Here is a 25,296-nt window from a genome sequence, read left to right as displayed (position 1 = left end):
GCTCGTGGACTATCTATGACTTTCTGTCGCTATCTCATGCTCGATCGTCCAGCTTGACTGGACTGTGCACACTGGAGTGGTGAAGGCCGATGTCGCACCCGACCCGCTCGCCGAGGCGCTGCATTTCCTGCGGATGACGGGCACGTTCTACTGCCGCTCGGAGCTGAGCGCGCCATGGGGGATGACCTTGCCCGCGATGGCGGACTGCCTGTGGTTCCACGTCGTGACGGCGGGCCGGTGCGTGCTGGAGGTTGACGGAGCCGAACCGCGCACGCTGCTGCCCGGGGACCTCGCGCTCGTCCCGCACGGCGAAGGCCACAGCCTGCGCGACGCGCCCGACGCGCCGGTGCCCGCGATCGAGGAACTGCCGCACGACTACGTCAGCGACCGCTACGCGGTCCTCCGGCACGGCGGGGGCGGCGCGGAGACGACGCTGGTGTGCGGGGCGGTCCGCTTCGACCACCCGACCGCCCGTTACCTGGTTGACCTGCTCCCGAAGATCATCCACGTCGAACCGGCGGGCTCACCGCAGGCGGAGTGGACGCAGAGCACGCTCCGGCTGATCGCCGCGGAGGCGGGCGCGCTGCGCCCCGGCGGCGAGGCGGTGATCACCAGGCTCTCGGACATCCTGGTGATCCAGGGCATCCGGTCCTGGCTGGAGCACGACCCGTCCGCGCGCACCGGCTGGTTGGGGGCGTTGCGGGACAAGCAGATCGGCCGCGCGCTCACGCTGGTGCACCGTCATCCGGAGCGTGAGTGGACGGTGGCCTCTCTCGCGGCGGAGCTGGCGATGTCGCGTTCGGCGTTCGCCGCCCGGTTCACCGAGCTGGTCGGGGAACCGGCGATGCAGTACGTGACGCGGTGGCGGATGCTCGTGGCGCTGGACGTCCTGCGCACCGAGGGAGCGTCCGTCGCCGAGCTGGCCGGGCGCCTGGGTTATCAGTCGGAGGCGGCGTTCAGCCGTGCGTTCAAGCGCGTGGTCGGTGTGTCTCCGGGGTCGGTCAGTCCCGGCCCTGCCACGTGGTGATGCAGGCTTCGTTGCCCTCCGGGTCGGAGAGCACCCAGAACGCGGGCGCCGCTTCGTCGTCGATCAGCGTTCCGCCCGCTTCGAGGGCCGCCGCGATCCGCTTCTGGGCCTCGTCGTGCGGCACGGCGACGTCGAAGTGGATGCGGTTGCGCTGCGGGCGGGGCTCGGTCATGCGTTGGAACCACACCGAAGGCCCCTGGCCGAGCGGATCGACCACGCCGTCTTCCGGCCCGGCGCCCGACTCGTCGGTGTAGGCCAGGACCGCGCGCCAGAACGGCCGCACGCGGGCGATGTCCATGGCGTCGATGGCGAGCTCCACGACCTGCTCCGACCGGCCGGTGCTGCCCAGCTCGACGAGATCGGCGATGCGCTTGGCCTGTGCCACGTCGGCCGCGGTGACCCAGCCGTCGGACTGGATGGTCAGCGCCACGCGATCGCGGCGCAGGTCCAAGGTGAGGCCCTCGCCGGTGGGCGCCAAGCGCGCCGCGACCTCCGCCGCCTCTGCCAAGGACGTCACCGCGACCGAGGCGCGCAGCGAACCGAGGACGAAGCGCCACTCCGTGTCGACGAGCGCGGTGGAGATGTCGGCTCTGCGCAGTCGGTTCGGCGTCATCACGACAGGCTACGCTGCCTGATCACGGTGGACTGGGTGCGTCTCAAGCTGGATGTCGACGGCTCGACGGGGCGGAGTTCGTGCCCTATCTGGACCGGGCGCGGGCGTCCGGCGTCGACTTCACGACGATGGCGGAGACTGATGATCGCCGCGCGCTGTATGAGCTGAACAAGACGTGCTCGGCCGACATCCCGGAGCGCGGGGAGTTCTTCACCTACGACGAGTACGTGGCTCAGCGGATCGAGGCCCCGGGTGTCACCAAGGACGGCGTCGTTCTCGCGCTGCGCGACGGGCAGTGGATCGGGATGACCATGACCTCGCTGCACCGGGACAAGGACACGGCTTTCACCGAGATGACCGGTGTGCTCGCGGCGGAGCGCGGACGCGGATTGTCGTTGGCGCTCAAGCTGTTGGCGATCCGGTTCGTGCGCGCCTCGGGCTATCGGTGGCTCCGGACGTTCCACCACCCGCGCAACACTTCGGCGATAGCAATGACCTGTCGTTCGGGCTTCGTCGATGACTAGGGTTCTCGCGTGACTGAGCCGGACTTCCTGCGCGACACGCGCAACTCCTACAACGCCATGGCCATCGACTACGCCGAGAACTTCAAGAACGGGATCGACGACAAGCCCGTGGACCGCGCGGTGCTCGCCGTGTTCGCCGAACTGGTGCGCGCCAGCGGAAACACCGACGCCGTGGATGTCGGCTCCGGGCCAGGTCATGTCACGGAGTACCTGAAGTCCTTGGGGCTCAACATTTATGGCATCGACCTGTCCTCGGAGATGGTCGAGCTGGCGCGGCGCAAGCGGCCGGGTATCCGGTTCGAGGAGGGCTCGATGACGGCCCTGGACCTGGCGGAGGGCAGCCTGGGTGGGATCTGCGCCTGGTACTCCACGATCCACGTCCCGCTGGAGCAGCTGTCGGGGGTCTTCGCCGACTTCCGCCGCGCGCTGGTGCCCGGCGGTCATCTCGTGCTGGGTTTCCAGTCCGGTGACGAGTTGAAGCACTACGACGAGGGCTTCGGCCACAAGCTGTCGCTGGACTTCTACCGCAGGAGCCCCGACCTCGTGGCCGGTCTGCTGAACGAGGCGGGCTTCGAGGTGTACGCGCGGGCGGAGCGCGAGCCGGACCCGGAGGAGAAGACGCGGCAGGCGTACCTGATCGCCCGGGCGCTCGGTTAGGCGTTCCTGGGCAGGAAGTCCAGGAGGGCGGCGGCGAGCTCGGCGGGCGCGTCCTCCTGGACCAGGTGGCCCGCCCCGGCGATGGGTTCGAAGCGGGCGCCGGGGATCAGAGAGACCAGCTCGTGGCCCTTGGCGATCGGGATCCAGGTGTCGTCCTCGCCCCAGCAGACCAGGACCGGCATGTCGATCTCGCCGTAGCGGCCCTGGATCTCGTCGGTGAAGCGCTGGTCGGACTGGGCGATCTGCCGGTAGAACGCGCCCTGGCCGGGATCGCCCAGCCACGGTTCGACCAGCTTGTCGAGGACGTCGGGGTGCAGGCCCTTGCTGCTGGCGGAGCTGACGTACTCGCGGACCAGGGCGCGGTGCAGCGCGGGCGGGAGCTGCTCGAAGACCGCCGAGTTCGCGCCGACGAGCCGGAAGAACGGTGAGCCCCACGGCGCCAGCGCCACCGGGTCGACCAGGGCGAGGGCACGGTAGCGGGCGCCGTGCAGCAGGTGCGCGCGCAGGGACACCGCTCCGCCGAAGTCGTGCGCGACGACCAGCGGCTCGGTCAGGCCCCAGTGGTCGAGCAGATCGGCGAAGACCCGGCCCTGCGCGGCGAGGGAGACGTCCTGCCCGTCGAACATCGCCGAGCTGCCGTAGCCCGGCATGTCCCACAGGAACACCTCGTAGTGCCGTGCCAGGACGCGAGCCACGGCGCGCCAGACGTAGGAGGAGAACGGGGTGCCGTGGCACAGCACCACGGGCGGGTTCCCGGGCTCACCAAGCTTCCGCCACCGGACGTCGCCAAAGGTGTGCGTCATGCCGCCGACGTTAGCCCCAGCCGAAGAGCCGCCTAGCGCACGCCCGTTCACGTGGCCCACAGGCACGAACAGACTCCGGTGTCCGCAGAGCGGTCCCACCCAGTAGGGTGGCCAGCCATCTCGATCATGGGGGTGCGGGGGAGTTGTGAGCATGCAGTCAGAGCAACAGAAACCGGTGTCGCAGCGGCTGTGGTTGGTCGGCATCATCGCCGACGTTGCGGCCGTGGTGACGCTGGTCGCCAGTTCAACGGGAGATGTGGCCGTAGTCCTCGGGCTCGTCGCCCTGCTGCTCGGCACGGTCCAGCTGGTGGCGAGCTTCGGCAAGCCCGTTGACCGCTGGGTGGTGCTGGCTGTCGTCGGCATCGTGGCGGGCGCGGTGACGGTGACTGTTGTGGTTACTCGGGGCGTGGTGGACACGAGCACAAAGGCGAGCGGTAGCGCCGCCGTCCCGTCCACCACGGTTCCGGCCACCACAGCAAAGCCCAGTGCGAGCAGCACTACCTCAGAACCGCCCTCATCGACGACTCCACCGCCAGTTCCGGTCACCAGTACCAAGTCACCAGCCGAGAAGCGGGTGAGCAACAGGCCGGTGCTGCTCACCGATGGCTACAGCGTGGACTTGGACTCCGACAGCCTGGACTGGGGTTCGAAGCGTGGCAGCGTCTATTTGTCCGAGGAGGCGGACCTCGGTTACGACCTTGGCTCTCTCACAGCCATCCGCGACATGGCACCTGTCAAGCCGGATGCGACCTTCGATGACTGCGTAACCGCTGGTTACAGGCGGAGTAGCTCGGGGGCGGAGCTTCGGCCTGGCAAGGCTTTCTGCGTGAAGACAACGGAGGGGGCCTTCGCTCGCGTCGTCATCATCCACACGGACACTCGTGACCAGATCGCCATGAACGTCCTGGTGTGGCACCCGTCCGCGCCGAAGTGAACGCGATGCCGTGGACGATGACTGCTCAGCCCCAGCCCGGCTCCGTGGCCCCGGAGGCGATGGCGCAGACGATCTTGAAGCACTTCATCGCTTCGGTCATGTCCGGAGCGTCGAAGCCGACCCGCAGCACGTCCACCTGCTCCACCGTGGGGATCACCGCGGCGGCCATCGCCAGGTGCGCGGCGTCGAACTCCACCTCGATGCGGTGCGGTGCGGGGGCGGTCGCGACACGCCCGGCGCGGGCCATGGACTTCTCGGCTCCGGTCCGGATCAGCTCCCAGGACTTCGCCGGGGGCAGGCAGATCGCGGCGTAGCGGCTGACGCACTCCTTGACCGCGACGCGCTCGGCGTCGGGGATGTAGGACTCGGCGTCCACGCAGCAGCGGTCGTCGCCGGTGATCATCAGAACCGGGACGCCGTGCTCGGCGGCCAGCGCCGCGTTGAGCCTGCCCTCGCTGGCGAGCACGCCGTCGAGGTAGACCCCGGTCACCGTGTTCTCCAGGTAGGTGTGGGCCAGCACGCCGTTCTGCCCGGCCGCCGCGTGGTAGCCGATGAAGACCACGCCGTCCACGCCGGAGTCCACGCCCTGCATCATCGACAGCGGCTTGTGCCTTCCGGTGAGCATCCGCGCCCTGACATCGAGTTCCTCGATCAGCAGGTTGCGCTGCGAGCTGTGCGCCTCGTTCACGACCACCTCTGTCGCACCGCCCGCGTAGAGTCCCTCGACGCAGGCGTTGACGTCACCGGTGAACACCGGGCGGAAGCGCTGCCATCCGGGGCTGCCTGGTAGCACGTCACCGCCGTAGGTGACCCCGGTGACGCCCTCCATGTCCGCTGAGATCAAGATCCGCACGGCGACCACGTTACGTCTTGGCCGCCGTTTTAGGTACTCGTTGACTTCATGGTCGATCAAGTGGTTATTTCTTCGCACCCAGCGAGAAGGGTGAGGTGAACAATGTCGGCAGGTCGCCGGTTGGCAGGTTTTCTCAGCGCCTTGGTGTGTGGCGCTTTACTGGCGGCTCCCGTGGCCGTGCCCGCACAGGCCCAGGAGCAACAGCCCGGGGCGGTGCTGCGGGTCGGGCTGCTGCAGAACATCGACTCGCTCAACCCGTTCCTCGCGGTGCTGCAGTCCTCCACCGAGCTCGGCCGGTTGATGTATGACTTCCTCAACACCAACGCCGCCAAGGACAACGCCCCGGCCGAGGGGCTCGCGGAGAAGTGGGAGTCCTCGCCGGACAAGCTGACCTGGACCTACACCATCAGGAACAACGCGAAGTGGTCGGACGGCGCGCCGATCACCGCCAAGGACGCGGCCTTCACGTTCAACCTGATGATGACCAACGACGCCGCCGCCACCGCCAACGGCAGCTTCACGAGCAACTTCGAGAAGGTCACCGCGCAGGACGAGCGCACGCTGGTGATCAAGACGAAGAAGCCGCAGGCGACCATGCTCGCGCTGGACGTCCCGATCGTCCCGGAGCACGTGTGGTCCAAGGTCACCGACATCGCCAACTTCGCCAACGACCAGTTCCCGGTCGTGGGCTCCGGCCCGTTCGTGCTGACCGAGCACAAGCCGGACCAGTTCATCCGGCTCAAGGCGAACAAGAACTACTGGCGCGGCGCCCCGAAGATCGACGAGCTGCAGTTCCTGTACTTCAAGAACAGCGACGCCGCGGTGCAGGCCCTGCGCAAGGGTGAGGTCGACCTGATCAACCGGCTGACCGCCACCCAGTACCAGGCGCTGGGCAACGACGCGAACATCACGCTGAACAAGGCCCAGGGCCGCCGCTTCAGCGAGCTGCTGATGAACCCCGGCGCCACCAGCCGCGACAACACCGCCATCGGGGACGGCCACCCCGCGCTCAAGGACGTCCGCGTCCGCAAGGCGGTCAGCCAGGGCATCGACACCAAGGTGCTGGTCGACCGCGTGCTCCAGGGCTTCGGCGAGCAGGGCAAGGGCCTGATCCCCCCGGTGTTCGCCGAGTTCCACTGGGAGCCCACCGCCGCCGAGGCCAACAAGTTCGACCCGGCCGCGGCGAACAAGGCGCTCGACGAGGCCGGCTACCCCAGGGGCGCGAACAACGTGCGCGTCGGCCCGGACGGCAAGGAGCTGAAGTTCCGGCTCTACGCCCGCAACGACCGGCCCAACGACCTGGTCTCCGGTGAGTACATCAAGCGCTGGATGTCCGACATCGGGATCGCGGTGGACTTCACCACGATCTCCGGCAACCAGATGAACGAGCAGACCACCAGGGGCAACTACGACCTGGCGTTCTCCGGCTGGGGCACCAACCCCGACCCGGACTACATCCTGTCGCTGCACCTGTGCTCCGCCCGCCCCGGCGCCGACGGCAAGGGCGGCACCTCCGGCGCGAACATGTGCGACAAGACCTACGACGAGATCTACGCCAAGCAGCTCGCCGAGTTCGACCGCGCCAAGCGCGCCGAGCTGGTCAAGCAGGCGCAGGCCCGTTACAACGAGGTCCGGCCCGCGCTGACGCTCTACTACGAGAACGCCATGGAGGCGTACCGCTCGGACAGGTTCTCCAGCTTCACCAAGCAGCCGGAGTCCAACGGCGTGATCCGCGAGCAGAACGGCGTGTGGGGCTACTACGGCGCCGTTCCCGCCGACGCCCAGGGCGGCGGCTCCTCCTCGAACAGCGGCCTGATCATCGGCATCGTGATCGCGGTCGTTGTCGTCGGCGGCATCGCACTCGTCGTGATCTCCAAGCGCCGCAAGGTGTCCTCGGACGACCGGGAGTAAGAGTTGTCTGACCTGCTCACCCCGGGTGAGCAGACGGAGCCGCCGGCCACATCTGGCCGGCGGCCCTCGTCTGGCACCCTGCGCTTCGTCCTCGGCAAGCTCGGCGGCGCGATCGTCAGCGTCGCCTTCGTCGCGGCTCTGGGCTTCCTGCTCTTCCGCGTGCTGCCGGGTGACCCCGTCCTGACCATGACCCGAGGCCGGCCCACCACCCCGGAGGCGATCGCCGAGCTGCGCGTCCGCTTCGGCCTCGACGACCCGCTCTGGAAGCAGTTCCTCACCTACGTCGGCGGGCTGCTCCAAGGCGACCTCGGCACGTCCTACGCCTACAGCCGTCCCGTCGGCGACATGATCCTCGAACGCGTCGGTCCGACCCTGCTGCTCGTGGGCACCGGAACCATCCTCGCGGTGATCCTCGGCATGTGGATCGGCATCCGGGGCGCCTGGCAGCACGGCAGCCGCTTCGACCGCACCACCACCAGCGTCGCGCTGACCCTGTGGTCGGTCCCGACGTTCTGGCTCGGTCTGCTGCTGCTGATGGTGACCGGCAACCTGTTCCCCTCCGGCGGCATGGTCGACCCGAGCACGCCGAAGGAGTTCCTGCCGCAGCTGCTGGACACCGCCCACCACCTGGTGCTGCCGTGCATCACCTTCGTCGCGGTCGTCTACGCGCAGTACCAGCTGGTGATGCGCTCCTCGCTGCTGGAGGAGATGGGCGCGGACTACCTGAACACCGCCCGCGCCAAGGGCATGCGCGAGGACATGGTGCGCCGCAAGCACGCCGTGCCCAACGCGATGCTGCCCGCGATCACCCTGGTGTTCCTGCACCTCGGCCTCGTCGTGCAGGGCGCGATCACGGTGGAGACGGTCTTCTCCTGGCCGGGCCTCGGCCTGCTGCTCTATGAGGCGCTGAGCTACCCCGACCTGCCGCTGCTGCAAGGCGTGTTCACCGTGCTCGCCGGAAGCGTGGTGGCGATGAACGTCGTCGCCGACCTGCTCTACCGGGTGTTCGACCCCAGGGTGCGTGCCGTATGACCCAGTCCAACGCAAGCTCCAAGCAGACCCCGGCCGCGCTCGCGTGGGCGCGCCGCAAGGAAGCCGCCTCGCGGGCGTGGCAGCAGTTCCGCGTCCAGCGCAGCGGCCTCGCCGGGCTGATCGCGCTCGGGCTGATCGCGGCACTGGCGATCCTGGCCCCGGTGCTCTCCGACGAGACCCAGCTCGACGTCACCAAGGTCAACGGCCCCACCCTGGGCGCGCCCAGCGGCGACTACCCGCTCGGCACCGACGAGAACGGCCGCTCGGTGCTGCTGCTGACGTGGTGGGGCGCGCGCGTCTCGCTGACCGTCGGCCTGTCGGCGGCGCTGTTGTCGGTGGTCATCGGCACCGTGATCGGCGTGCTGTCCGCGCACTTCGGCGGGTGGGTCTCGGCGATCCTGATGCGCTTCACCGACTTCTTCCTGGTGCTGCCGTCCCTGGTGCTGGCCATCGCGCTGTCCACGGTGCTCGACCGCGGCCTGTTCACCATCGTCCTGGCGATCGGCCTGACCTCCTGGCCCAGCACCGCGCGCCTGGTCCGGGCGCAGACGCTGTCGGTGGAGGCCCGCCCCTACATCGAGCGGGCCAAGGCGCTCGGCGGCGGGCACGCGCACGTGATCACCAAACACGTGCTGCCCTCGGTGCTGCCACTGGTCTTCGCCAACACCACGCTCGCGGTGGCCAGCGCGATCATCGCCGAGTCCACGCTGTCGTTCCTCGGCCTCGGTGACCCGACCCTGGTCACGTGGGGGTCGATGCTCAAGTCGGCGGCGAGCAACGGCGCGGTGACCACCGGCGCGTGGTGGTACCTGCTGCCGCCCGGCCTGGGCATCGTGGCCGTGGTGCTCGCCTTCACCCTGTGCGGAAGGGCCCTGGAGACCGTGCTCAACCCGAGGCTGCGAGGGGAGCGCTGATGTCGCTGCTCGAACTGCGCGACCTGACCATCGACTACCGCTCGCGGCGCGGCCTGGTGCCCGCGGTGCGCGGGGTCAACCTCACCCTGGACGCCGGGCAGACCCTCGGCATGGCGGGGGAGTCCGGCTGCGGCAAGTCCACCCTGGCCATGTCGGTGCTGCGGCTGCTGCCCAAGACCGCGGTGATCGGCGGCGAGGTGCTGCTGGACGGCGAGGACGTGCGCACGATGTCCTGGGGCCGGCTGCGCGCGGTCCGCTGGGCGGGCGCCTCGGTGGTCTTCCAGGGCGCGATGCACGCGCTCAACCCGGTGCTGCGCATCGGCGACCAGCTGGCCGAGCCGATCACGCTGCACGGCGGGGCGGGCGCGAAGTCGGCCTCACCCGCCGACGTGGCGCGCGCGGTCGGCGAGCTGCTGGAGCGGGTCGGCCTGCCCCGGCGGCACGCCAAGGCCTACCCGCACGAGCTCTCCGGCGGCCAGAAGCAACGCGTGATGATCGCGATGGCGCTGGCGTGCGGGCCGCGGCTGGTGATCGCCGACGAGCCCACCACCGCGCTGGACGTGATGGTCCAGGCCCAGGTGCTGAAGCTGCTCGCGGAGCTGGTCCGCGAGTCCGGCATCGGGCTGATGATGATCAGCCACGACCTGTCGGTGCTGGCCCAGACCTGCCAGCGGCTCGCGGTGATGTACGCGGGCCGGATGGTGGAGCTCGGGCCGAGCGCCGAGGTGATGCACGACCCGGCCCACCCCTACAGCAAGGCGCTGTCGGCGGCGTTCCCCACGGTCGGCGACCCGGCTTCCCGGATGGCCCCGCAGGGCTTGCCCGGCGACCCGCCGGACCCGACCGACCTGCCCGCGGGCTGCCCGTTCCACCCGCGCTGCCCGGTGTCCACCCCGGAGTGCGAGAGCACCGACGTGCTGCTGCGCCAAGCGGGTCCGGAGCACAAGGCGGCGTGCGTGCGGGTGGCGGAGACGGTGGGAGAGGCCCGATGAGCGAGCTGATCAAGGCCGAGCGCCTGTCCGTCCACTTCAAGGCGCGCGGCGGCGACACCGCCCGCGCCGTGGACGGCGTGGACCTGACGGTCAAGAAGGGCGAGATCGTCGCGCTGGTCGGCGAGTCCGGCTGCGGCAAGACCTCGCTGGCCCGCTCCCTGCTGGGCCTGGTCCGGCCGTCGAAGGGGTCGATCCGCTTCGAGGGTGAAGCGCTGCCGACCACGGCGAAGGGCCTGAAGGCCTACCGCAGGCAGGCGCAGCTGGTGCTGCAGGACCCGACGGGGGCGCTCAACCCCCGGCACAGCGTCTACGAGGCGGTGGCGGAGGGCCTGCGCATCCACAAGGTGCCCGGCGACGAACGCGAGCTGGTCGCCGACGCGCTCTCACGCGCGGGACTGCGTCCGCCGGAGCGCTACTTCCTGGCGTTCCCGCACGAGCTCTCCGGCGGTCAGCGGCAGCGGGTGGTGATCGCGGGCGCGCTGGCGCTGCAGCCGAAGCTGCTCATCGCGGACGAGCCGGTGGCCTCGCTGGACGCCTCGGTGCGCGGGGAGATCCTGGCGCTGTTGCTGAAGCTGCGCGAGGAGCTGGACCTGGCGGCACTGGTGGTCACCCACGACCTGGGCCTGGCGTGGAACATCGCCGACCGGGTCGCGGTGATGTACCTGGGCAGGCTGGTGGAGGTCGGCCCGGTCGAGCAGGTCCTGACCGCGCCGAAGCACCCCTACACCCAGGCACTGCTGTCGGTGCTGTCGGAGGAGCGGGAACCGATCGTGCTCTCCGGCGAGCCCCCGGACCCGACCCGGGTACCGGGCGGCTGCCGGTTCCACCCCCGCTGCCCGCTGGTGGCGGCGGGGCTGCCGGAGGAGATGGAGCGGCGCTGCCGGACCCAGGACGTGCCGATCCTCTCCGGCGGGGAGGACGTCGAGGTCGCCTGCCACGTGGCGACCGCCGCAGCTGAGCAGGTCTGATCGGCTGGCCCGCGCTCCTCAGGGGGTGCGGGCCAGCTTTCTGCTGAGCCAGAACAGCCCGGCGGCGACGACGGCGACCAGCGGCAGCCCGATCATGAACACCAGCCCGGCGCCGATGTTCGCGCCGATCACGCCCGCGGTGAGCACCCTGCAGAAGAACCCGAGCACCCCACCGAGCACGAAGGCGCCGACGTAGGGCAGCCGCCACATCCCCTTCGCCCGCGCGACGATCACCACGGCGACGGCGAGCCCGATGACACCGAGGACGAGATCGGTGGTGGGACTGCGAAAAGGCGGCTCGACGAAGTAGTCCAACCGCGTCCCTGGTGGCACCTTCGCGGACAGGTCCCCGAGGGCCCACCAGGCGGTGAGAGCGCCCGCGCCCATCAGCACCAGCTCGGACCACACTGGCGCCTGGGGAACCCTTGTGCCGCTCTTGTGTTCCGTCATGCCCTCCACCTTCCCCCTCTTGATCACCTCCTGCCACCGGCGCGGCGCAGCGTCTTCAGGGAGTCAACTGGGGAGGAGGGGGAGGCGGACGGTGAATGTGGCTCCACCGCCCGGAGTCGGGCTGTGGTGCACGGTGCCGGAGTGGGCGGTGACGATGGCCGCCACGATCGACAGGCCGAGACCGGAGCCGCCCGTGGTGCGGGTGCGGGAGGGATCGCCCCGGTAGAAGCGCTCGAAGGCGTGCTCGACCTGGTCGGCCGTGAGCCCGGGGCCGTGGTCGATCACTTCCAGGACGCCGTGCTCGCCGTCCGGAGCCACACCGGCCCGCACCGTCACCGGGGTGCCGCGCGGGGTGTGGGCGAAGGCGTTGCCCAGCAGGTTCGCCGCCACCTGGTGCAGCCGCTGCTCGTCGCCGAGCACCAGCGGCGGCGGCACGTCCTCCGACGGCGACTCCTCGGGCAGGATCACCAGCGAGACCGGGCGGCCGGGGTCCAGTGCGCGCACCGACTCGATCGCCTCGGCCGCCACCGGGATCAGGTCCACCGGCTCCCGGCTCGCCGGGCGTTCCTCGTCCAGCCGCGCCAGCAGCAGCAGGTCCTCCACGAGCACGCTCATCCGGGTCGACTCCGCCTCCACCCGGCTCAGCAGCCGGGTGACCTCGTCGGGGCTGACCGCGCCCTGCCGGTGCAGCTCGGCGAGCCCGCGGATCCCGGCCAGCGGGGTGCGCAGCTCGTGGGAGGCGTCGGCGACGAAGCGGCGCAGGCGGGACTCGGACTCCGCGCGCTGCTGGAAGGCCCCGTCGATCTGGGTGAGCATCGTGTTCAGCGTCATCGCCAGCCGGCCGATCTCCGTGCCGGGCGCGCTGCGCACCGGGACCCTGCGGGACAGGTCACCGCCCGCGATGATCGACTCCGCGGTGCGCTCGACGTCCTCCAGCGGCCTCAGCCCGACGCGCACCGCCGCCATCCCCAGCAGCGTCAGCACGACCAGCACCACCACGGCCACGCCGAGCTCGATCAGCGCGAGGCTGCCCTCGGTCTCCGCGCGGCTGGTGGTGTCGAAGGCGACCACCGCGACGCCCCGGTCGCCGTCCATCACCCGGACCTGGACCCGGTAGCCCTGGTGCCGCTGGCCGCCGAGCGCCTTGACCTCGAACGGCTGGTCACCTCGGGCGCGGGCGGACTCCAGGTCCAGCGACGGCAGGTCCGGCAGCGTGCGCGGCCGCTCGTCGCTGGCGAAGCGCCGGGACAGCGAGCCGTCGGTCCTGCGGTACTCGATCACGTACTCGTGCGGGATGCCCTGGACCCGCGCCGAGCCCTCCGGCGGGTTGAACGGGTCGTTGTTGCGCTCCAGGTGCGACAACGCGTCGTGCACCACCGACAGCTGCTCGTCGACGCGCGCGGTGAGGTAGGTGCCGAGCAGGCTCGCCGCCGCGGCCGCGGCGATGAGCAGCCCGAACGCCGACACCACGAGCACGCCGATCAGCAGCCGCGCCCGCAGGGACAGCCGCCGCAGCCTGGTCCTCGTCCTGGGGAACAGCCTCATGCCTGGGGCAGCCGGAGGCTGTAGCCGAAGCCGCGCAGCGTGTGGATCAGCGACGGCTCGATGATGTCGACCTTGCGGCGCAGCAGGCTGATGTAGGACTCCACGATGCGGGCGTCACCGGTGAAGTCGTAGCGCCACACGTGGTCGAGGATCTGCGCCTTGCTGACCACCTTGCCCGCGTTGCGCAGCAGGTAGTGCAGCAGCTTGTACTCCGTCGGCGAGAGCTTGACGAAGTGGCCGCCGCGCCGCACGTCGCAGGTCTCCTCGTCCAGCTCCAGGTCGGCGAAGCGCAGCACGGCGCGGTCCCGGCCGTCCGAGGCCGTGGCGTCACCGCCGACCCTGCGCAGCACCACGCGGATGCGGGCGACGACCTCGTCCAGGCTGAACGGTTTGGTGACGTAGTCGTCGCCGCCGATGGTCAACCCGGTGATCTTGTCGTCGGTGGTGTCGCGCGCGGTCAGGAAGATCACCGGCGCCTGCACACCGCGGGCCCGCAGCATCCTGGTCACCTCGAAGCCGTCCAGATCCGGCAGCATCACGTCCAGCACGAGCAGCTCGGGCTGGAAGTCCATGGCGACGGCGAGCGCCTCGGTGCCGGACCCGGCGGTGCGGACGTCGAAGCCGACGAAGCGCAGGCTGGTGCTCAGCAGCGCGGTGATCGTCGGCTCGTCGTCGACCACCAGCAGCCGCGTCTTCTCCTGTGCGCTCACCCGGTCCTCTCCTCGCGCGTGTGTCCGCAGCTTGGCGTAGCCAGCTGCAAGCAGGCTGACCGGAGCCTGAATATCACCTCAAAGCCCGCTCCCGCCGGTTGGCGCGCATGCTGGTCAGCGTCACCACCACCAAGGTCACCACGACGACGCCGAGCGAGAGCACCGTGGGGATCTCCGGCACCGAGGGCCACGTGCGGTGCGCCCACGTCATGCCGAGCTTCACGCCGATGAAGGCCAGGATCAGGGCGAGCCCGTGGTTGAGGTGGCGCAGCCTGCTCAGCGCGTGCTGGAGCACGAAGTACAGCGCCCGCAGCCCCAGCAGCGCGAAGGCGTTGGTGGCGAACACCAGGTACGGGTCGGAGGTGACGCCGTAGGCGGCGGGCACCGAGTCCACCGCGAACACCACGTCGGTCACCAGCACCGCCACCACGACCAGGGCGAACGGGGTGAGCGCGCGGCGCCCCCCGGACAGGACGGTCATGCGCGGCCCGCGGAAGTCCTCTGTCACCGGCATCAGCCGCCGCAGCAGCCGCACCGAGCGCATCTGGTTGATGTCCGGCTGGTGCTGGTCACCCCGCAGGGCATCGCGGAAGATCTTCACCGCCGTGGCCAGCAGCACGAGTCCGAACACCAGGAACGCCCACGCGCCCGCCTGCAGGATCGCCGCGCCGAGCGCGATGAACACCGCGCGCAGCACGAGCGCCCCGACGATGCCGTAGAGCAGGACCCGCTGTCTCAGCTCCTCGGGTACCGCGAACGCGCTGAGCAACAGCATGAAGACGAACAGGTTGTCCACCGACAGGGACTTCTCCAGCACCCAGCCGGTGGCGAACTCCACCGACGGTTGCGTGCCGTGCGCCAGCCACACGTAGAGGCCGAACAGCACGGGGAGCACCAGGTAGAACACCGACCAGCCGACCGCTTCGCGCATGCCCACCTCGTGCGGGCGGCGGGTGATGACGAAGTCCAGTGCCAGCAGCGCCAGCAGTACGACGATCGTGACGAGCCAGAGCACGGGCGAGCCGATGCTGCTCGCCTCGGAGGCAAGGGGGTACACGAGAGGGTGCTCCTCAAACGTGGTCAGCGTCTGAGGTCTCCTTCACCCGGTGCGGGCGGCCGCCCGGGAGACCCATCGGGGGGCTCGTAATGACCGGGACGACGCTTGGGAAGTACTCCCCTCGCCGCGCAGTGTACCTGCCCGGTTGGCGCGGGTGACCAAGGTCGCAGCCGGCTTTCAGCGGAATTCCAGGTTCGTTGGAGCTGTCCTTCGGGCGGAGGTGCTGGGCTGGTAGGCACCACCCCTGCACCGAGGAGACGCACCCGAGATGTCGATACTGGCCCGGCTCAGCCTCGCCAACCGCGGGCTCATCGCGCTGGTCGCGATCGCGATCACCGGCTTCGGCGCGTGGGCGGTGCCCGCGCTCAAGCAGCAGATGCTGCCGGACCTGGCCCTGCCGACGATCTCGGTGGTCGCGCCCTACCCGGGTTCGGCGCCCTCGATCGTGGAGTCCCAGGTGACGATCCCGATCGAACGCGCCGTGCGCACCGTGGCCGGGGTGACCGAGACGACCGCGTTCTCCCGGTCCGGGTCGGCGACGGTGCAGGTGAACTTCGACTACGGCACCTCGGTGTCCTCGATCACCAGCGAGGTCGAGCGCGCGGTCAACCGGATCGCCGCGCAGCTGCCGGAGAACGTCACGCCGAGGGTGGTCGCGGGCAGCACCAGCGACCTTCCCGTGGTGCAGCTGGCTGCCAGTGGCGGCGGGGACGAGCAGCAGCTGGCCAAGGCGCTCAAGCAGACCGTGCTGCCGGAGCTGCAGGGCATCGACGGCGTCCGCGAGGCGGCGCTGACCGGGGCCCGTGACCAGCAGGTCACCATCACCCCGGACACGGCGAAGATGCTGCGGGCGGGCCTGTCCTCGCTGTCGGTGAGCAACGCCTTGAAGGCCAACGGGATCGCCCTGCCCGGTGGCACCCTGACGGAGAACGGCAAGTCCTACTCGGTGTCCGTGGGCGGCGCGTTCTCCTCGCTGGAGGACCTGAAGAACCTGCCGCTGACCCCCGCCGCGGCCGGTGGCCAGCAGAGCACGCGGCCCGGCTCGCCGGTGAAGCTCGGCGACGTCGCGACCGTGGAGCAAGGTCTGGCCGAGTCCACCGCGCTGACCAGGACCAACGGCCGCCCCAGCCTCGGGGTCGGGGTCACCGCCAGCCCGGAGGGCAACGCGGTGGCGATCTCCCACGCGGTCAACGAGAAGCTGCCGCAGCTGCGGACCGCGCTCGGCGCGGGCGCGGCGCTGACGGTGGTCTTCGACCAGGCGCCGTTCGTCGAGCGCTCGATCGAGGGCCTGACCACCGAGGGGCTGCTCGGCCTGGTCTTCGCGGTGCTGGTGATCCTGGTGTTCCTGTTCTCGGTGCGCTCCACCCTGGTCACCGCCGTGTCCATCCCGCTGTCGGTGCTGATCGCGTTGATCGCGCTGTGGATGGGGGAGTACTCGCTGAACATGCTGACCCTCGGCGCGCTGACCATCGCGGTCGGCCGGGTGGTCGACGACTCGATCGTGGTGCTGGAGAACGTCAAACGGCACCTCGGCTACGGCGAGGCCAAGGGCGTCGCGATCATCACGGCCGTCCGCGAGGTCGCGGGCGCGGTCACCTCCTCCACGCTCACCACGGTCGCGGTGTTCGCCCCGATCGCGGTGGTCGGCGGTCTGGTGGGACAGCTGTTCGCGCCGTTCGCCCTGACCGTCACCGTGGCACTGCTGGCCTCGCTGGTGGTGTCGCTGACGATCGTGCCGGTGCTGGCGTACTGGTTCCTCAAGCCCGCCGACGCGGGAGCGGACACCGCCGCGCTGCGCGCCGAGGCCGAGGAGAAGGAGCGCAAGGGCCTGTTGCAGCGCAGCTACGTGCCGGTGCTGCGGTGGTCGATCGCCCACCGCGCCACGACGTTGCTGATCGCGGTCGGCATCTTCGTCGGCACGCTGGCGCTGGTGCCGCAGCTGAAGACGAACTTCATCGGCGGTGACGGCCAGAACACGCTGACCATCCGCCAGGAGCTGCCGGTGGGCACGAGCCTGGCGACCACCGACGCCGCGGCGAAGAAGGTCGAGGGCGTGCTGGGGCAGGTCAAGGGCGTGCAGTCCTACCAGGCCACCATCGGTGGCGGCGGGGGCTTCCCCGGCCTCGGCGGTCCCGGCGGGGGCGCGACCACGGCGACCTTCTCGGTGACCACCGACGTCGAGGCCGACCAGGCTGCGATCGAGAAGAACCTGCGGGACCGGATCGCGGCGCTGGCCGAGGTCGGCAAGGTGTCGGTGCAGGCGGCGGGCGGTGGGTTCGACGGCTCGAAGCTGGAGGTCGTCGTCCAGGCCCCGGACGACGCGGCGCTGGCCTCGGCGGCCGACCAGGTCCGCAAGACCGTCGCGGGCACCCCGGGCACCACGGACGTGGCGAGCAACCTCACCGCCGACGCACCGCTGGTGGACGTCAAGATCGACCGGCAGGCCGCGGCGCGGGCCGGGCTCACCGAGGCCGCGGTCGGCCAGGTCGTCGGCGAGGCGCTGCGCGGGACCACGCTGAGCAAGATCGTCATCAACGGCACTGAGCAGGAGGTCGTCCTGCGCGGCACCGCCACTCCGTCGAGTGTGGACGCCCTGGAGGCGTTGCAGGTCCCCACGCTCGCCGGCCCGGTGCGGCTGGACAGCCTGGCCGAGGTACGCAGCACGACCGGCCCGACGCAGCTGACCCGGATCGACGGGGCGCGCAGCGCCACGGTCACCGCGACCGCGACCGGGTCGGACCTCGGCGCGACCAGTGCGGAGCTGAGCAAGCGGCTGGACGCGCTGAAGCTGCCAGCGGGCGCGACCTACAAGATCGGTGGCGCGACCTCGCAGCAGCAGGACGCCTTCGCCGATCTCGGTGTGGCGCTGGCGGCCGCGGTGGTGCTGGTGTTCCTGGTGATGGTGGGGACCTTCCACAGCCTGGTGCAGCCGCTGATCCTGCTGGTGTCGGTGCCCTTCGCCGCGACCGGCGCGCTGGGGCTGCTGCTGGTCACCGGCACCCCGCTGGGCGTTCCGGCGCTGATCGGGCTGTTGATGCTGGTGGGGATCGTGGTGACCAACGCGATCGTTCTGATCGACCTGATCAACCACTACCGGTCGTCCGGGATGGGCACGACCGAGGCGATCGTGGAGGGCGGGCGGCACCGGCTGCGCCCGATCCTGATGACGGCGCTGGCCACGATCGGCGCGCTGACGCCGATGGCGCTGGGGCTGACCGGCGGCGGGGGGTTCATCTCGCAGCCGCTGGCGGTGGTGGTGATCGGTGGCCTGGTGAGCTCGACGCTGCTGACCCTGGTGGTGGTGCCGGTGCTCTACGCGGTGGTGGACGGGATGACCCGCCGTCGTCCGGAGGAGATCGATCCGGTCACCGAGCCGATGCCCAAGCACCGCGCGCCCTCGTCCTGACCCGCATCCCGCCAACTGCCCCCGCCCATTCCGGGCGGGGGCAGTTGTTTGCGCAGGCCAAGACGCATCCGCAACCATTTGGTTGACAACGCGGGCGGCTGTCCGTACGGTCTATTCAACCAAGTGGTTGTCAAAGATGCGGGAGGTGACCGGTGACCGACGATCGGCTCAACCGGGTCTTCGCGGCCCTGGCGGACCCGACCCGGCGCGACATCGTCGCCCGGCTCTCCGCGGGTGACGCGACCGTCGGCGAGCTGGCCGAGCCCTACGACGTCTCGACGCAGGCCGTCTCCAAGCACCTCAAGGTGCTGGAGGACGCCGGGCTGGTCAGCCGCAGCCGCGAGGCCCAGCGACGGCCGTGCCACCTCAACGCGGAGGTGTTCGACCTGATGACCAAGTGGATCGAGCGCTACCGCCGCCAGGCCGAGGAGCGGTTCCGCCGCCTCGACGCGGTACTGGCGGCGATGGACGACGACAGCGACAACGAAGAGAACCAGCAGCGAGGAGCAGCGTCATGAGCACCAGGACCACCCACGAGACCACCATCGAGGCCGACCCCGCCCTGCCGACGATCCGCATCGTCCGCGAGTTCGACGCGCCCGCCGCCAAGGTCTACCGCGCCTGGGCCGAGCCGGAGCTGGCCGCGAAGTGGCTCGGCCCGAACAGCACCACCACCGAGATCCACTCCTGGGACCTGCGCACCGGCGGCAGCTACCGCTACTCCTCGTCCCGCGACGGCGAGATCATCGCCTCGTTCTACGGGTCCTTCCACGAGGCCCGGCCGGGCGAGCGCCTGGTGCAGACCTTCACCTACGAGGGCTTCCCCGATGGCGTGAGCCTGGAGACGGCCACCTTCGAAGACCTTCCCGACGGCCGCAGCCGCGTGGTCGTGCTGTCGGTCGTGGAGACCATGGAGGCCCGTGACGCCATGATCGCCAGTGGCATGGAGGTCGGCGTGGTCGAGGGCTACGAGAAGCTCGACGCCCTGCTGGCCGACAGTTAGTCCGGTTGTCCGCCGGCGCCTCGGAGCGGTTCGCCGCCGCCTAGAGCCGTTCGCGCAGCTCCCGTTTCAGCAGCTTGCCGATGGGGTTGCGGGGGAGGGCGTCCACGAACTCGAAGCGCTCCGGCAGCTTGTACGAGGCGATCCCCCGCGCGCGCAGGTGCTCGGTCAGCTCCGCCGCGGTGGGCGCCTGTCCGGCGGCGACCACGAACGCGCACGCCCTCTCCCCGAGCACGTCGTCGGGGTAGCCGACCACCGCGACATCGGCGACGCCGGGGTGGGAGACCAGCAGCGCCTCGACCTCGGCGGGCGCGATGTTCATCCCGCCCCGGATGATCAGGTCCTTCGCCCGGTCGACGTAGCGCAGGTACTGGCCGCGGTCCCCGGCGATCTCGAACAGGTCCCCGGTCCGCAGGTAGCCCAGCTCGTCGAACGGGTCGTCCCCGGTGCCCAGCAGGTAGCCGGGGAAGACCGTCGGCCCGGCGATGCGCAGCTCCCCGGCGTGCCCGGGCTCGGTGACCTCCCGCTCGGTGACCGGATCGACCAGCCTGGTCCGCACCCACTCCGCCGCCCGCGTGGACCAGGTCGAGCCTGGGGCGTCGTAGCGCGGGAAGAACCGCGCCCGCACCTCCGGGTCCGGGAAGTCGGCAGGCGCGCTCAGCAGCGCCGTTCCCTCGTTGGAGCCGAAAAAGTTGATGATCGGGATCCCGTGGCGCTCCTGCCAGCCGCGCACCATCGACGGCGCCAGCGGAGCCGACCCCGACCCGATCGCCCGCAGCGACCCCAGCTCCAGCCCCTCCTTGCGCAGCACCAGGGTCAGCACGGCCGGCGGAGCGACCGTGTAGGTGGCGTGCTCCTCGGCGACCTGTCGCAGGAACGTCGGCAGCCTGAAGGGGTGGTGCAGCACGAACCGGCACCCGGTGAGCAGCCACGGCAACAGCGTCCCGGCGATCCCGGCCATGTTGACCAGCGGAAACGGGTTGAGGATCACGTCATCGGCGGTGAGCGTGGGCGCGTCGGCGCACGGCCGGGCGATGGCCAGCCAGTCGTAGTGGGCGCGCGGCACGGCCTTCGGCGTGCTCTCGGTGCCCGAGGTCCAGCAGATCGTGGCGCAGTGGTTCGGATCAGGCGTGTAGGAGCGGACGGGCGCGGTGTTGGGCGCCGCGGCCACGGAGACCACGCGGGCCGGGACGTTCGGGCCGAAGGCGATCACCGTGACGACCTCGCCGCACACCTGCCGGGCGATCTCGGCGTGCGCGCGGGCGCCGATGCGGGTCGCGGTGACGAACGTGCGCGCCCCGGCCAGCGGCAGCAGCGCGCGCAGCTCGTACTCCCGGTACTGCACGGGAAGCGGGCACACCACGCCCCCCAGGCGCAGCACGGCGAGGAAGGTCGCGACCAGCTCGACGCAGTTGGGCAGCTGCACCCCGACGATCTCCCCGGGGCCGACACCGTGGCGTTGCAGCAGCGCGGCGATCCGGTCGACCTCCACGTCCAGCCGCGCCCAGCTCCACCGGTGCGGTTCGATCCCGGTGAGCTCGACCTTGTCGGGGGAGTCCACGATGGCCAGCGCGCCCGGCCGCGCCCGGACCTGGCGCTCGAAGAGCCCGCCGATGGTGTCCGGTCCCCACCAGCCACGGGCGGTGAACTCCAGGACACGGGCGAGGGGATGCAGTGCGGAGGCCGTCACGGTTCCTCCCAGGTCCAGCGGGGTGTGGGGAGGGAACGCTACGTCAGCGCCCGTCCCGATCACACCGCCTCGTCACATTCTGTTACCACAGCGCGACGAGCCCGCGCCGCTCACGTGAAGGCGATGCCCGTGCGGGAGACCGGGGCGTGGCACGCAGCGCACCGCAGGAAGGGGAGCAGGCGACCACCACAGGCGCGGTGGGTGATCACCACCTCCGCCGGGTCCTCCGGGTGCCACCGCTGCGCCCAGTCCACCAGGAACGCGAAGACCGGGAAGAACGCCAGGCCCTTCGCGCTCAGCCGGTACTCGTGCCGCGCGCCCGGCACCTCCACCTGCTCCAACACACCGAGTTCGGTGAACCGACGCAGCCGGTCGCTGAGGATCGACGGGGCGACACCGAGCTCCGACTGGAACTCCGCGAAGCGCCTGACCCGCAGGAACGCCGCCGCCAGCAGCACCGTGCTCCACCGGTCGCCGAGGATTTCCAGCGTCTCCGGGCAGTAGGACACCGCGTCCCGCTCGGTCCCCGCGCGAACGGTCCGCCGGTGCAGCCGTGGTGTCGCGGTGTGCGAGACGGCCTCCGCGCCACGCTCGGTGTCGGTGTCGCGTGCGGTCACCGGCGCCTTCCCGCACTCCGCGCAGCCCAGCTCCACATCGACCCGGTCACCGCACTCGTGGTGCAGCAGCTCAGGCAGCGGGTGCGTCCGCTTCACCCACTGCCGCTCCCAGGACCACACCGACACCAAAAACGGCCACAGCTCCAGCGCCCGTTCAGTGAGCCGGTACTCCTGACGGGTGCGCCCGTGGTCGCGGTAGGGCACCGCCTCCAGCAGCCCTCCTGCGACCAGCTCACGCAGGCGGCCGGCCAGCACCGACTCGGAGATGCCCAGCTCGTCCCGCCAGTCGGCGAAACGCCTGGTGTGCAGCAGGAACGCCCGTTGCAGGATCAACAACGCCCACTGGTCACCCAGCGCCAGCAACGCCCGCCCGATCGCGCTCGGCCGCATCCGCCACCATCCCGTTGACGCCTGACTTCGCTTATCGTAGCTTCGGACCGGGGTCAGCGCCGAGCCCAAGGGGAGCCGAGATGAGCACCGCCGACCAGCCGATCGCCCTCGCCCGCCCGCTCCAGACGGACGAACCCAACCCGTACCTCATGGGCGTGTTCGCCCCGGTCCACGACGAGATCACCGCCGACGACCTCGACGTCATCGGCGAGATCCCCCGCGACCTCAACGGTGTCTACCTCCGCAACGGCCCCAACCGGCAGTTCGACGCGCCGGGCCGCTACCACCTCTTCGACGGCGACGGCATGCTCCACGCCCTGCACATCGAGAACGGCCGCGCCCGCTACCGCAACCGCTACGTCCGCACCAAGGCCTTCCACGCCGAGTCCGACGCGGGCAAGGCCCTGTGGACCGGCGTCATGGAGAACCCCGAGGGCAACCCCTTCGGCAACACCCACGGCCTGGGCATCAAGGACACCGCCAACACCGACGTGCTGTTCTACCGGGGCAAGGTCCTCACCACCTGGTACCTCTGCGGCAGCCCCTACGCGCTGGACCCGCTCTCCCTGGAGACCATCGGCGCCGAGGACTTCCTGGGCACGCTCACCGGCGACATGATGGCCCACCCCAAGCACGACGAGGCCACCGGCGAACTCTGCTGGTTCGACTACGGACCCGAACCCCCGTACATGCGCTACGGCGTCGTCGGGGACCAGGGCCGCGTCACCCACGAGACCACCATCGACCTGCCCGGCCCCCGCCTGCCCCACGACATAGCGATCACCGCCAACCACACCGTGCTGATGGACCTGCCCCTGCTCCAGGACCAGCAGGCCAGGGCGGCCGGCAAGTACCGCATCCACTTCGACCGCGAGCTCCCCGCCCGCTTCGGCGTCCTGCCCCGGCACGGCACCGGCGACCAGATCCGCTGGTACGAGGCCAAACCCTGCTACATCTACCACGTCGTCAACTCCTGGGAGGAAGGCGAGGAGATCGTCCTCGACGTCTGCCGCGTCGCCAACGCCCAGCACCGCGCCATCTCCACCACCCCGCTCGGCCGGATGCTGGCCTACCTCCGCCTGGACGCCCACCTCTACCGGTACCGGCTCAACCTGCGCACCGGTTCCCTCACCGAGGGCAGGCTCGACGACGACAACATCGAGTTCCCCAGCGTCGACTCCCGCGTCGTCGGCCGGGCCCACCGCTACTCCTACAACATGCACCTGGCCAACGAGGACACCCTGCTCTTCGACGGCCTGGTCCGCTTCGACTCCAGCACGGGGGAGAAGCAGCAGCACCTCTTCGGCCCCGGCCGCTGGGGCGCCGAGGCCCCCTTCGCCCCGCGCGACGGCTCCACCGGCGAGACCGACGGCTACCTCCTCTCCTTCGTCACCGACGAACGCGAAGGCCGCTCCGAAGTGATCATCCTCGACGCCGCCGACCTCGAAGCCGGCCCCGTCGCCCGCGTCCTGCTGCCCACTCGCGTGCCCATCGGCTTCCACGCCACCTGGGTCCGCGCCGACCAGCTCAGGGCCTTCGGATGACCGCCTACCTCCTGGACACCCGCCGCACCCCCCGGGGCAAGGCCAAACCCACCGGCGGCCTCGCCTCCAGGACCCCGCTCCAACTGCTGGAGCCCCTGCTCACCACCCTCGGCGGCGACCTGCCCATCGACGACGTGATCCTCGGCTGTGCCACCCAGACCGGAGAACAGGGCGGCAACATCGCCCGCACCGCCGCCGCCCTCGCGGGCTGGACCGGCACCCCCGGCATGACCCTCAACCGCTTCTGCGCCTCCGGCGTCGACGCCATCAGCACCGCCGCCGCCCACATCACCTTCGGCACGGCCAACCTGGTCATCGCCGGGGGAGTCGAGTCGGTCTCGCACGCCCCGATGTTCTCCGACCAAGCCCCGCTCTACCGCGACCCCACGGTCATCAGCCGACTCGGCTCCGTCCACATGGGAATCGCCGCCGACCTCATCGCCACCCTCGAAGACCTCCACCGCGCCGAGCTCGACGCCTACGGACTCCGCACCCAGCACCGCGCCGCGGCGGCCTGGCAGAACGGCCGCCACCACGCCACGCCCATCCACGACGACTACGGCACAGTACTGCTCGACCACGACGAAGCCCTGCGCCCGCACACAACCGCAGACGAGCTCGCCGCGCTCCCACCGGCCTTCACCGAACTGGGCCTCCACGGACAAGACGACCTCGTCCGACGCCACCACCCCGAAGTCACCGAAATCCGCCACCTGCACACCGTCGGCACCTCACCCACACTCGCCGACGCGGCGGCCATCACCCTCATCGGCACCGCCGAGACCGCCGAACGTCACGGCCTGCGCCCCAGAGCGCGCATCGCGGCGGCGGCGACCGCGGCAGTGGACCCGGTCATCATGCTCACCGCAGGCCAACACGCCGTGCAGAAGCTCCTCGCCAGCACCGGCCTGCACCCCGACGACATCGCCGTCTACGAGATCGCCGAAGCCTTCGCCGCCTCCTGCGTGAAGTTCGAACGCGACCTCGCCATCACTGACGACCGCCTCAACCCCAACGGCGGCACCATCGCCATGGGCCACGCCTTCGGCGCCACCGGAGCCATCCTCGCCCAGAGCTGCGTCGACGAGCTCGAACGCCGCAACGCCCGCCACGGCATCATCGCCGTCAGCGGAGCCGCAGGCGTCGGCTCCGCCCTCCTCCTCACCCGCGTGTAACCCCTCCTCGCCATTCGCGGGCTTATGGACGTCTGGGAGGGCGCAAAAGGGTCCATAAGCCCGCGAATGGCCAAAAATGGGGGGTGGCTAGGGGAGGACGGCGACGGCCTCGACCTCGACGAGTTGGTTGTCGTAGCCCAGGGCGGCCACGCCGAGGAGGGTGCTCGGCGCGTCGTGTGAGCCGAACGCCGCGCGCACGACGTCCCACACCGCCACCAAGTCCGACTGCTCCGACGACCTCACGTACACCGTCGTCTTCGCCACGCCGTCCAACGACGTTCCCGCCGCACGCAGCGCGACCTCCAGGTTCGCCATCACCTGACGCGCCTGACCCACGTAGTCGCCGACCGCGACCGTCTGCCCCTTCTCGTCCAACGGGCACGCACCCGCCGTGTACACCATCCCGCGCGCCACCGACGCGTACGCGTACTCCGCCACATCGCTGAGCTCAACACCACGAACCAGTTCAACAGAACCCATGGCC

Annotated in this window: 23 protein-coding genes and 1 pseudogene; 14 read left to right on the top strand and 10 right to left on the bottom strand. The window is 70.5% G+C overall.

Annotated elements, in window-relative coordinates:
* Positions 1-79 precede the first annotated feature (79 nt).
* Positions 80-1,027, top strand: coding sequence for an AraC family transcriptional regulator (locus tag ACFFQA_RS23745; protein ID WP_377856237.1), 948 nt, complete (start codon positions 80-82; stop codon positions 1,025-1,027).
* Here ACFFQA_RS23745 and ACFFQA_RS23740 read toward each other — a convergent pair.
* A complete protein-coding gene (locus ACFFQA_RS23740; protein ID WP_377856234.1) occupies positions 1,002-1,640 on the bottom strand; it encodes a 4a-hydroxytetrahydrobiopterin dehydratase family protein in 639 nt (212 codons plus the stop codon). The two genes, ACFFQA_RS23745 and ACFFQA_RS23740, sit on opposite strands and share 26 nt — an antisense overlap.
* A gap of 80 nt (positions 1,641-1,720) precedes the next feature.
* Between ACFFQA_RS23740 and ACFFQA_RS23735 the strand changes: the two genes are divergently transcribed.
* Both ACFFQA_RS23735 and ACFFQA_RS23730 read left to right on the top strand, forming a co-directional pair.
* The gene (locus ACFFQA_RS23735) at positions 1,721-2,164 is read left to right on the top strand and encodes a GNAT family N-acetyltransferase (protein ID WP_377856232.1); all 444 of its coding nucleotides are present in this window, start codon (positions 1,721-1,723) and stop codon (positions 2,162-2,164) included.
* 9 nt (positions 2,165-2,173) lie between these two features.
* Entirely contained in the window at positions 2,174-2,821 is a 648-nt protein-coding gene (locus ACFFQA_RS23730; protein ID WP_377856229.1) for a class I SAM-dependent DNA methyltransferase, read from the top strand.
* Here the strand turns inward: ACFFQA_RS23730 and ACFFQA_RS23725 are convergent.
* A complete protein-coding gene (locus tag ACFFQA_RS23725; RefSeq protein WP_377856226.1) occupies positions 2,818-3,624 on the bottom strand; it encodes an alpha/beta fold hydrolase in 807 nt (268 codons plus the stop codon). The two genes, ACFFQA_RS23730 and ACFFQA_RS23725, sit on opposite strands and share 4 nt — an antisense overlap.
* Before the next feature lie 151 nt (positions 3,625-3,775).
* On the opposite strand from ACFFQA_RS23725, the gene ACFFQA_RS23720 reads away from it, so the two are divergent.
* Positions 3,776-4,558 carry a hypothetical protein gene (locus ACFFQA_RS23720; protein ID WP_377856223.1) on the top strand — a complete coding sequence of 261 codons (783 nt, stop codon included), beginning with the start codon at positions 3,776-3,778 and terminating at the stop codon, positions 4,556-4,558.
* A gap of 25 nt (positions 4,559-4,583) precedes the next feature.
* Here the strand turns inward: ACFFQA_RS23720 and ACFFQA_RS23715 are convergent, their stop codons facing one another.
* Positions 4,584-5,411 (bottom strand): M55 family metallopeptidase, encoded by an 828-nt coding sequence (locus tag ACFFQA_RS23715; RefSeq protein ID WP_377856220.1) that lies wholly within the window; start codon positions 5,409-5,411, stop codon positions 4,584-4,586.
* 171 nt (positions 5,412-5,582) lie between these two features.
* On the opposite strand from ACFFQA_RS23715, the gene ACFFQA_RS23710 reads away from it, so the two are divergent.
* The 5 genes and pseudogenes from ACFFQA_RS23710 to ACFFQA_RS38050 form a co-directional block, all read left to right on the top strand.
* Positions 5,583-7,322 (top strand): ABC transporter substrate-binding protein, encoded by a 1,740-nt coding sequence (locus ACFFQA_RS23710; RefSeq protein ID WP_377856217.1) that lies wholly within the window; start codon positions 5,583-5,585, stop codon positions 7,320-7,322.
* A gap of 3 nt (positions 7,323-7,325) precedes the next feature.
* Positions 7,326-8,354 carry an ABC transporter permease gene (locus tag ACFFQA_RS23705; RefSeq protein ID WP_377856214.1) on the top strand — a complete coding sequence of 343 codons (1,029 nt, stop codon included), beginning with the start codon at positions 7,326-7,328 and terminating at the stop codon, positions 8,352-8,354.
* On the top strand, positions 8,351-9,268 hold the full coding sequence (locus tag ACFFQA_RS23700) for an ABC transporter permease (RefSeq protein WP_377856212.1): 918 nt from the start codon (positions 8,351-8,353) through the stop codon (positions 9,266-9,268). The genes ACFFQA_RS23705 and ACFFQA_RS23700 overlap by 4 nt, the downstream gene beginning before the upstream one ends.
* Positions 9,268-10,260, top strand: coding sequence for an ABC transporter ATP-binding protein (locus ACFFQA_RS38055; RefSeq protein ID WP_446681689.1), 993 nt, complete (start codon positions 9,268-9,270; stop codon positions 10,258-10,260). The genes ACFFQA_RS23700 and ACFFQA_RS38055 overlap by 1 nt, the downstream gene beginning before the upstream one ends.
* A gap of 5 nt (positions 10,261-10,265) precedes the next feature.
* A pseudogene (locus ACFFQA_RS38050) lies at positions 10,266-11,228 on the top strand (ABC transporter ATP-binding protein); the annotation flags it as partial.
* An 18-nt stretch (positions 11,229-11,246) separates the two neighbouring features.
* Here ACFFQA_RS38050 and ACFFQA_RS23690 read toward each other — a convergent pair.
* The 4 genes from ACFFQA_RS23690 to ACFFQA_RS23675 all read right to left on the bottom strand — a co-directional run bounded on the left by ACFFQA_RS23690 (position 11,247) and on the right by ACFFQA_RS23675 (position 14,990).
* A complete protein-coding gene (locus tag ACFFQA_RS23690) occupies positions 11,247-11,678 on the bottom strand; it encodes a hypothetical protein (RefSeq protein ID WP_377856210.1) in 432 nt (143 codons plus the stop codon).
* A 63-nt stretch (positions 11,679-11,741) separates the two neighbouring features.
* The gene (locus ACFFQA_RS23685; protein ID WP_377856208.1) at positions 11,742-13,223 is read right to left on the bottom strand and encodes a sensor histidine kinase; all 1,482 of its coding nucleotides are present in this window, start codon (positions 13,221-13,223) and stop codon (positions 11,742-11,744) included.
* Positions 13,220-13,933 (bottom strand): response regulator transcription factor, encoded by a 714-nt coding sequence (locus tag ACFFQA_RS23680; protein WP_377856205.1) that lies wholly within the window; start codon positions 13,931-13,933, stop codon positions 13,220-13,222. Before ACFFQA_RS23680 ends, ACFFQA_RS23685 begins: the two co-directional genes overlap by 4 nt.
* 73 nt (positions 13,934-14,006) lie before the next feature.
* Complete coding sequence (locus ACFFQA_RS23675; RefSeq protein WP_377856202.1) at positions 14,007-14,990, bottom strand: TerC/Alx family metal homeostasis membrane protein; 984 nt, start codon at positions 14,988-14,990, stop codon at positions 14,007-14,009.
* Between the two features lie 268 nt (positions 14,991-15,258).
* Between ACFFQA_RS23675 and ACFFQA_RS23670 the strand changes: the two genes are divergently transcribed.
* The 3 genes from ACFFQA_RS23670 (at position 15,259) to ACFFQA_RS23660 (ending at position 19,399) form a co-directional block, all read left to right on the top strand.
* Positions 15,259-18,396 (top strand): efflux RND transporter permease subunit, encoded by a 3,138-nt coding sequence (locus ACFFQA_RS23670; RefSeq protein WP_377856199.1) that lies wholly within the window; start codon positions 15,259-15,261, stop codon positions 18,394-18,396.
* 152 nt (positions 18,397-18,548) lie between these two features.
* On the top strand, positions 18,549-18,914 hold the full coding sequence (locus tag ACFFQA_RS23665; RefSeq protein WP_377856197.1) for an ArsR/SmtB family transcription factor: 366 nt from the start codon (positions 18,549-18,551) through the stop codon (positions 18,912-18,914).
* Positions 18,911-19,399: an SRPBCC family protein gene (locus ACFFQA_RS23660; protein ID WP_377856194.1), complete on the top strand. Its 489-nt coding sequence runs from the start codon at positions 18,911-18,913 to the stop codon at positions 19,397-19,399. Before ACFFQA_RS23665 ends, ACFFQA_RS23660 begins: the two co-directional genes overlap by 4 nt.
* Before the next feature lie 40 nt (positions 19,400-19,439).
* Here ACFFQA_RS23660 and ACFFQA_RS23655 read toward each other — a convergent pair whose 3' ends face one another.
* A complete protein-coding gene (locus tag ACFFQA_RS23655; protein WP_377856192.1) occupies positions 19,440-21,086 on the bottom strand; it encodes a class I adenylate-forming enzyme family protein in 1,647 nt (548 codons plus the stop codon).
* A 110-nt stretch (positions 21,087-21,196) separates the two neighbouring features.
* Positions 21,197-22,093, bottom strand: coding sequence for a winged helix-turn-helix transcriptional regulator (locus ACFFQA_RS23650; protein WP_377856189.1), 897 nt, complete (start codon positions 22,091-22,093; stop codon positions 21,197-21,199).
* Positions 22,094-22,173: 80 nt separating this feature from the next.
* Here ACFFQA_RS23650 and ACFFQA_RS23645 point away from each other — a divergent pair, with 80 nt between their 5' ends.
* Complete coding sequence (locus ACFFQA_RS23645; RefSeq protein ID WP_377856186.1) at positions 22,174-23,637, top strand: carotenoid oxygenase family protein; 1,464 nt, start codon at positions 22,174-22,176, stop codon at positions 23,635-23,637.
* The gene (locus tag ACFFQA_RS23640) at positions 23,634-24,812 is read left to right on the top strand and encodes an acetyl-CoA C-acyltransferase (protein WP_377856184.1); all 1,179 of its coding nucleotides are present in this window, start codon (positions 23,634-23,636) and stop codon (positions 24,810-24,812) included. Before ACFFQA_RS23645 ends, ACFFQA_RS23640 begins: the two co-directional genes overlap by 4 nt.
* 87 nt (positions 24,813-24,899) lie before the next feature.
* Here ACFFQA_RS23640 and ACFFQA_RS23635 read toward each other — a convergent pair whose 3' ends face one another.
* The gene (locus ACFFQA_RS23635; RefSeq protein ID WP_377856181.1) at positions 24,900-25,292 is read right to left on the bottom strand and encodes a RidA family protein; all 393 of its coding nucleotides are present in this window, start codon (positions 25,290-25,292) and stop codon (positions 24,900-24,902) included.
* Positions 25,293-25,296: the final 4 nt, after the last annotated feature.

The organism is Allokutzneria oryzae (assembly GCF_042429765.1).
GTDB classification, from domain to species: domain Bacteria; phylum Actinomycetota; class Actinomycetes; order Mycobacteriales; family Pseudonocardiaceae; genus Allokutzneria; species Allokutzneria oryzae.
This window is presented reverse-complemented; position numbering and strand designations above follow the sequence as displayed.

Coding starts and splice junctions, on each gene's coding strand:
- ACFFQA_RS23740 (WP_377856234.1), bottom strand. CDS start 1,640: ATGACGCCGAACCGACTGCGCAGAGCCGACATCTCCACCGCGCTCGTC.
- ACFFQA_RS23720 (WP_377856223.1), top strand. CDS start 3,776: ATGCAGTCAGAGCAACAGAAACCGGTGTCGCAGCGGCTGTGGTTGGTC.
- ACFFQA_RS23685 (WP_377856208.1), bottom strand. CDS start 13,223: ATGAGGCTGTTCCCCAGGACGAGGACCAGGCTGCGGCGGCTGTCCCTG.
- ACFFQA_RS23725 (WP_377856226.1), bottom strand. CDS start 3,624: ATGACGCACACCTTTGGCGACGTCCGGTGGCGGAAGCTTGGTGAGCCC.
- ACFFQA_RS23640 (WP_377856184.1), top strand. CDS start 23,634: ATGACCGCCTACCTCCTGGACACCCGCCGCACCCCCCGGGGCAAGGCC.
- ACFFQA_RS23700 (WP_377856212.1), top strand. CDS start 8,351: ATGACCCAGTCCAACGCAAGCTCCAAGCAGACCCCGGCCGCGCTCGCG.
- ACFFQA_RS38055 (WP_446681689.1), top strand. CDS start 9,268: ATGTCGCTGCTCGAACTGCGCGACCTGACCATCGACTACCGCTCGCGG.
- ACFFQA_RS23645 (WP_377856186.1), top strand. CDS start 22,174: ATGAGCACCGCCGACCAGCCGATCGCCCTCGCCCGCCCGCTCCAGACG.
- ACFFQA_RS23670 (WP_377856199.1), top strand. CDS start 15,259: ATGTCGATACTGGCCCGGCTCAGCCTCGCCAACCGCGGGCTCATCGCG.
- ACFFQA_RS23690 (WP_377856210.1), bottom strand. CDS start 11,678: ATGACGGAACACAAGAGCGGCACAAGGGTTCCCCAGGCGCCAGTGTGG.
- ACFFQA_RS23650 (WP_377856189.1), bottom strand. CDS start 22,093: ATGCGGCCGAGCGCGATCGGGCGGGCGTTGCTGGCGCTGGGTGACCAG.
- ACFFQA_RS23660 (WP_377856194.1), top strand. CDS start 18,911: ATGAGCACCAGGACCACCCACGAGACCACCATCGAGGCCGACCCCGCC.
- ACFFQA_RS23635 (WP_377856181.1), bottom strand. CDS start 25,292: ATGGGTTCTGTTGAACTGGTTCGTGGTGTTGAGCTCAGCGATGTGGCG.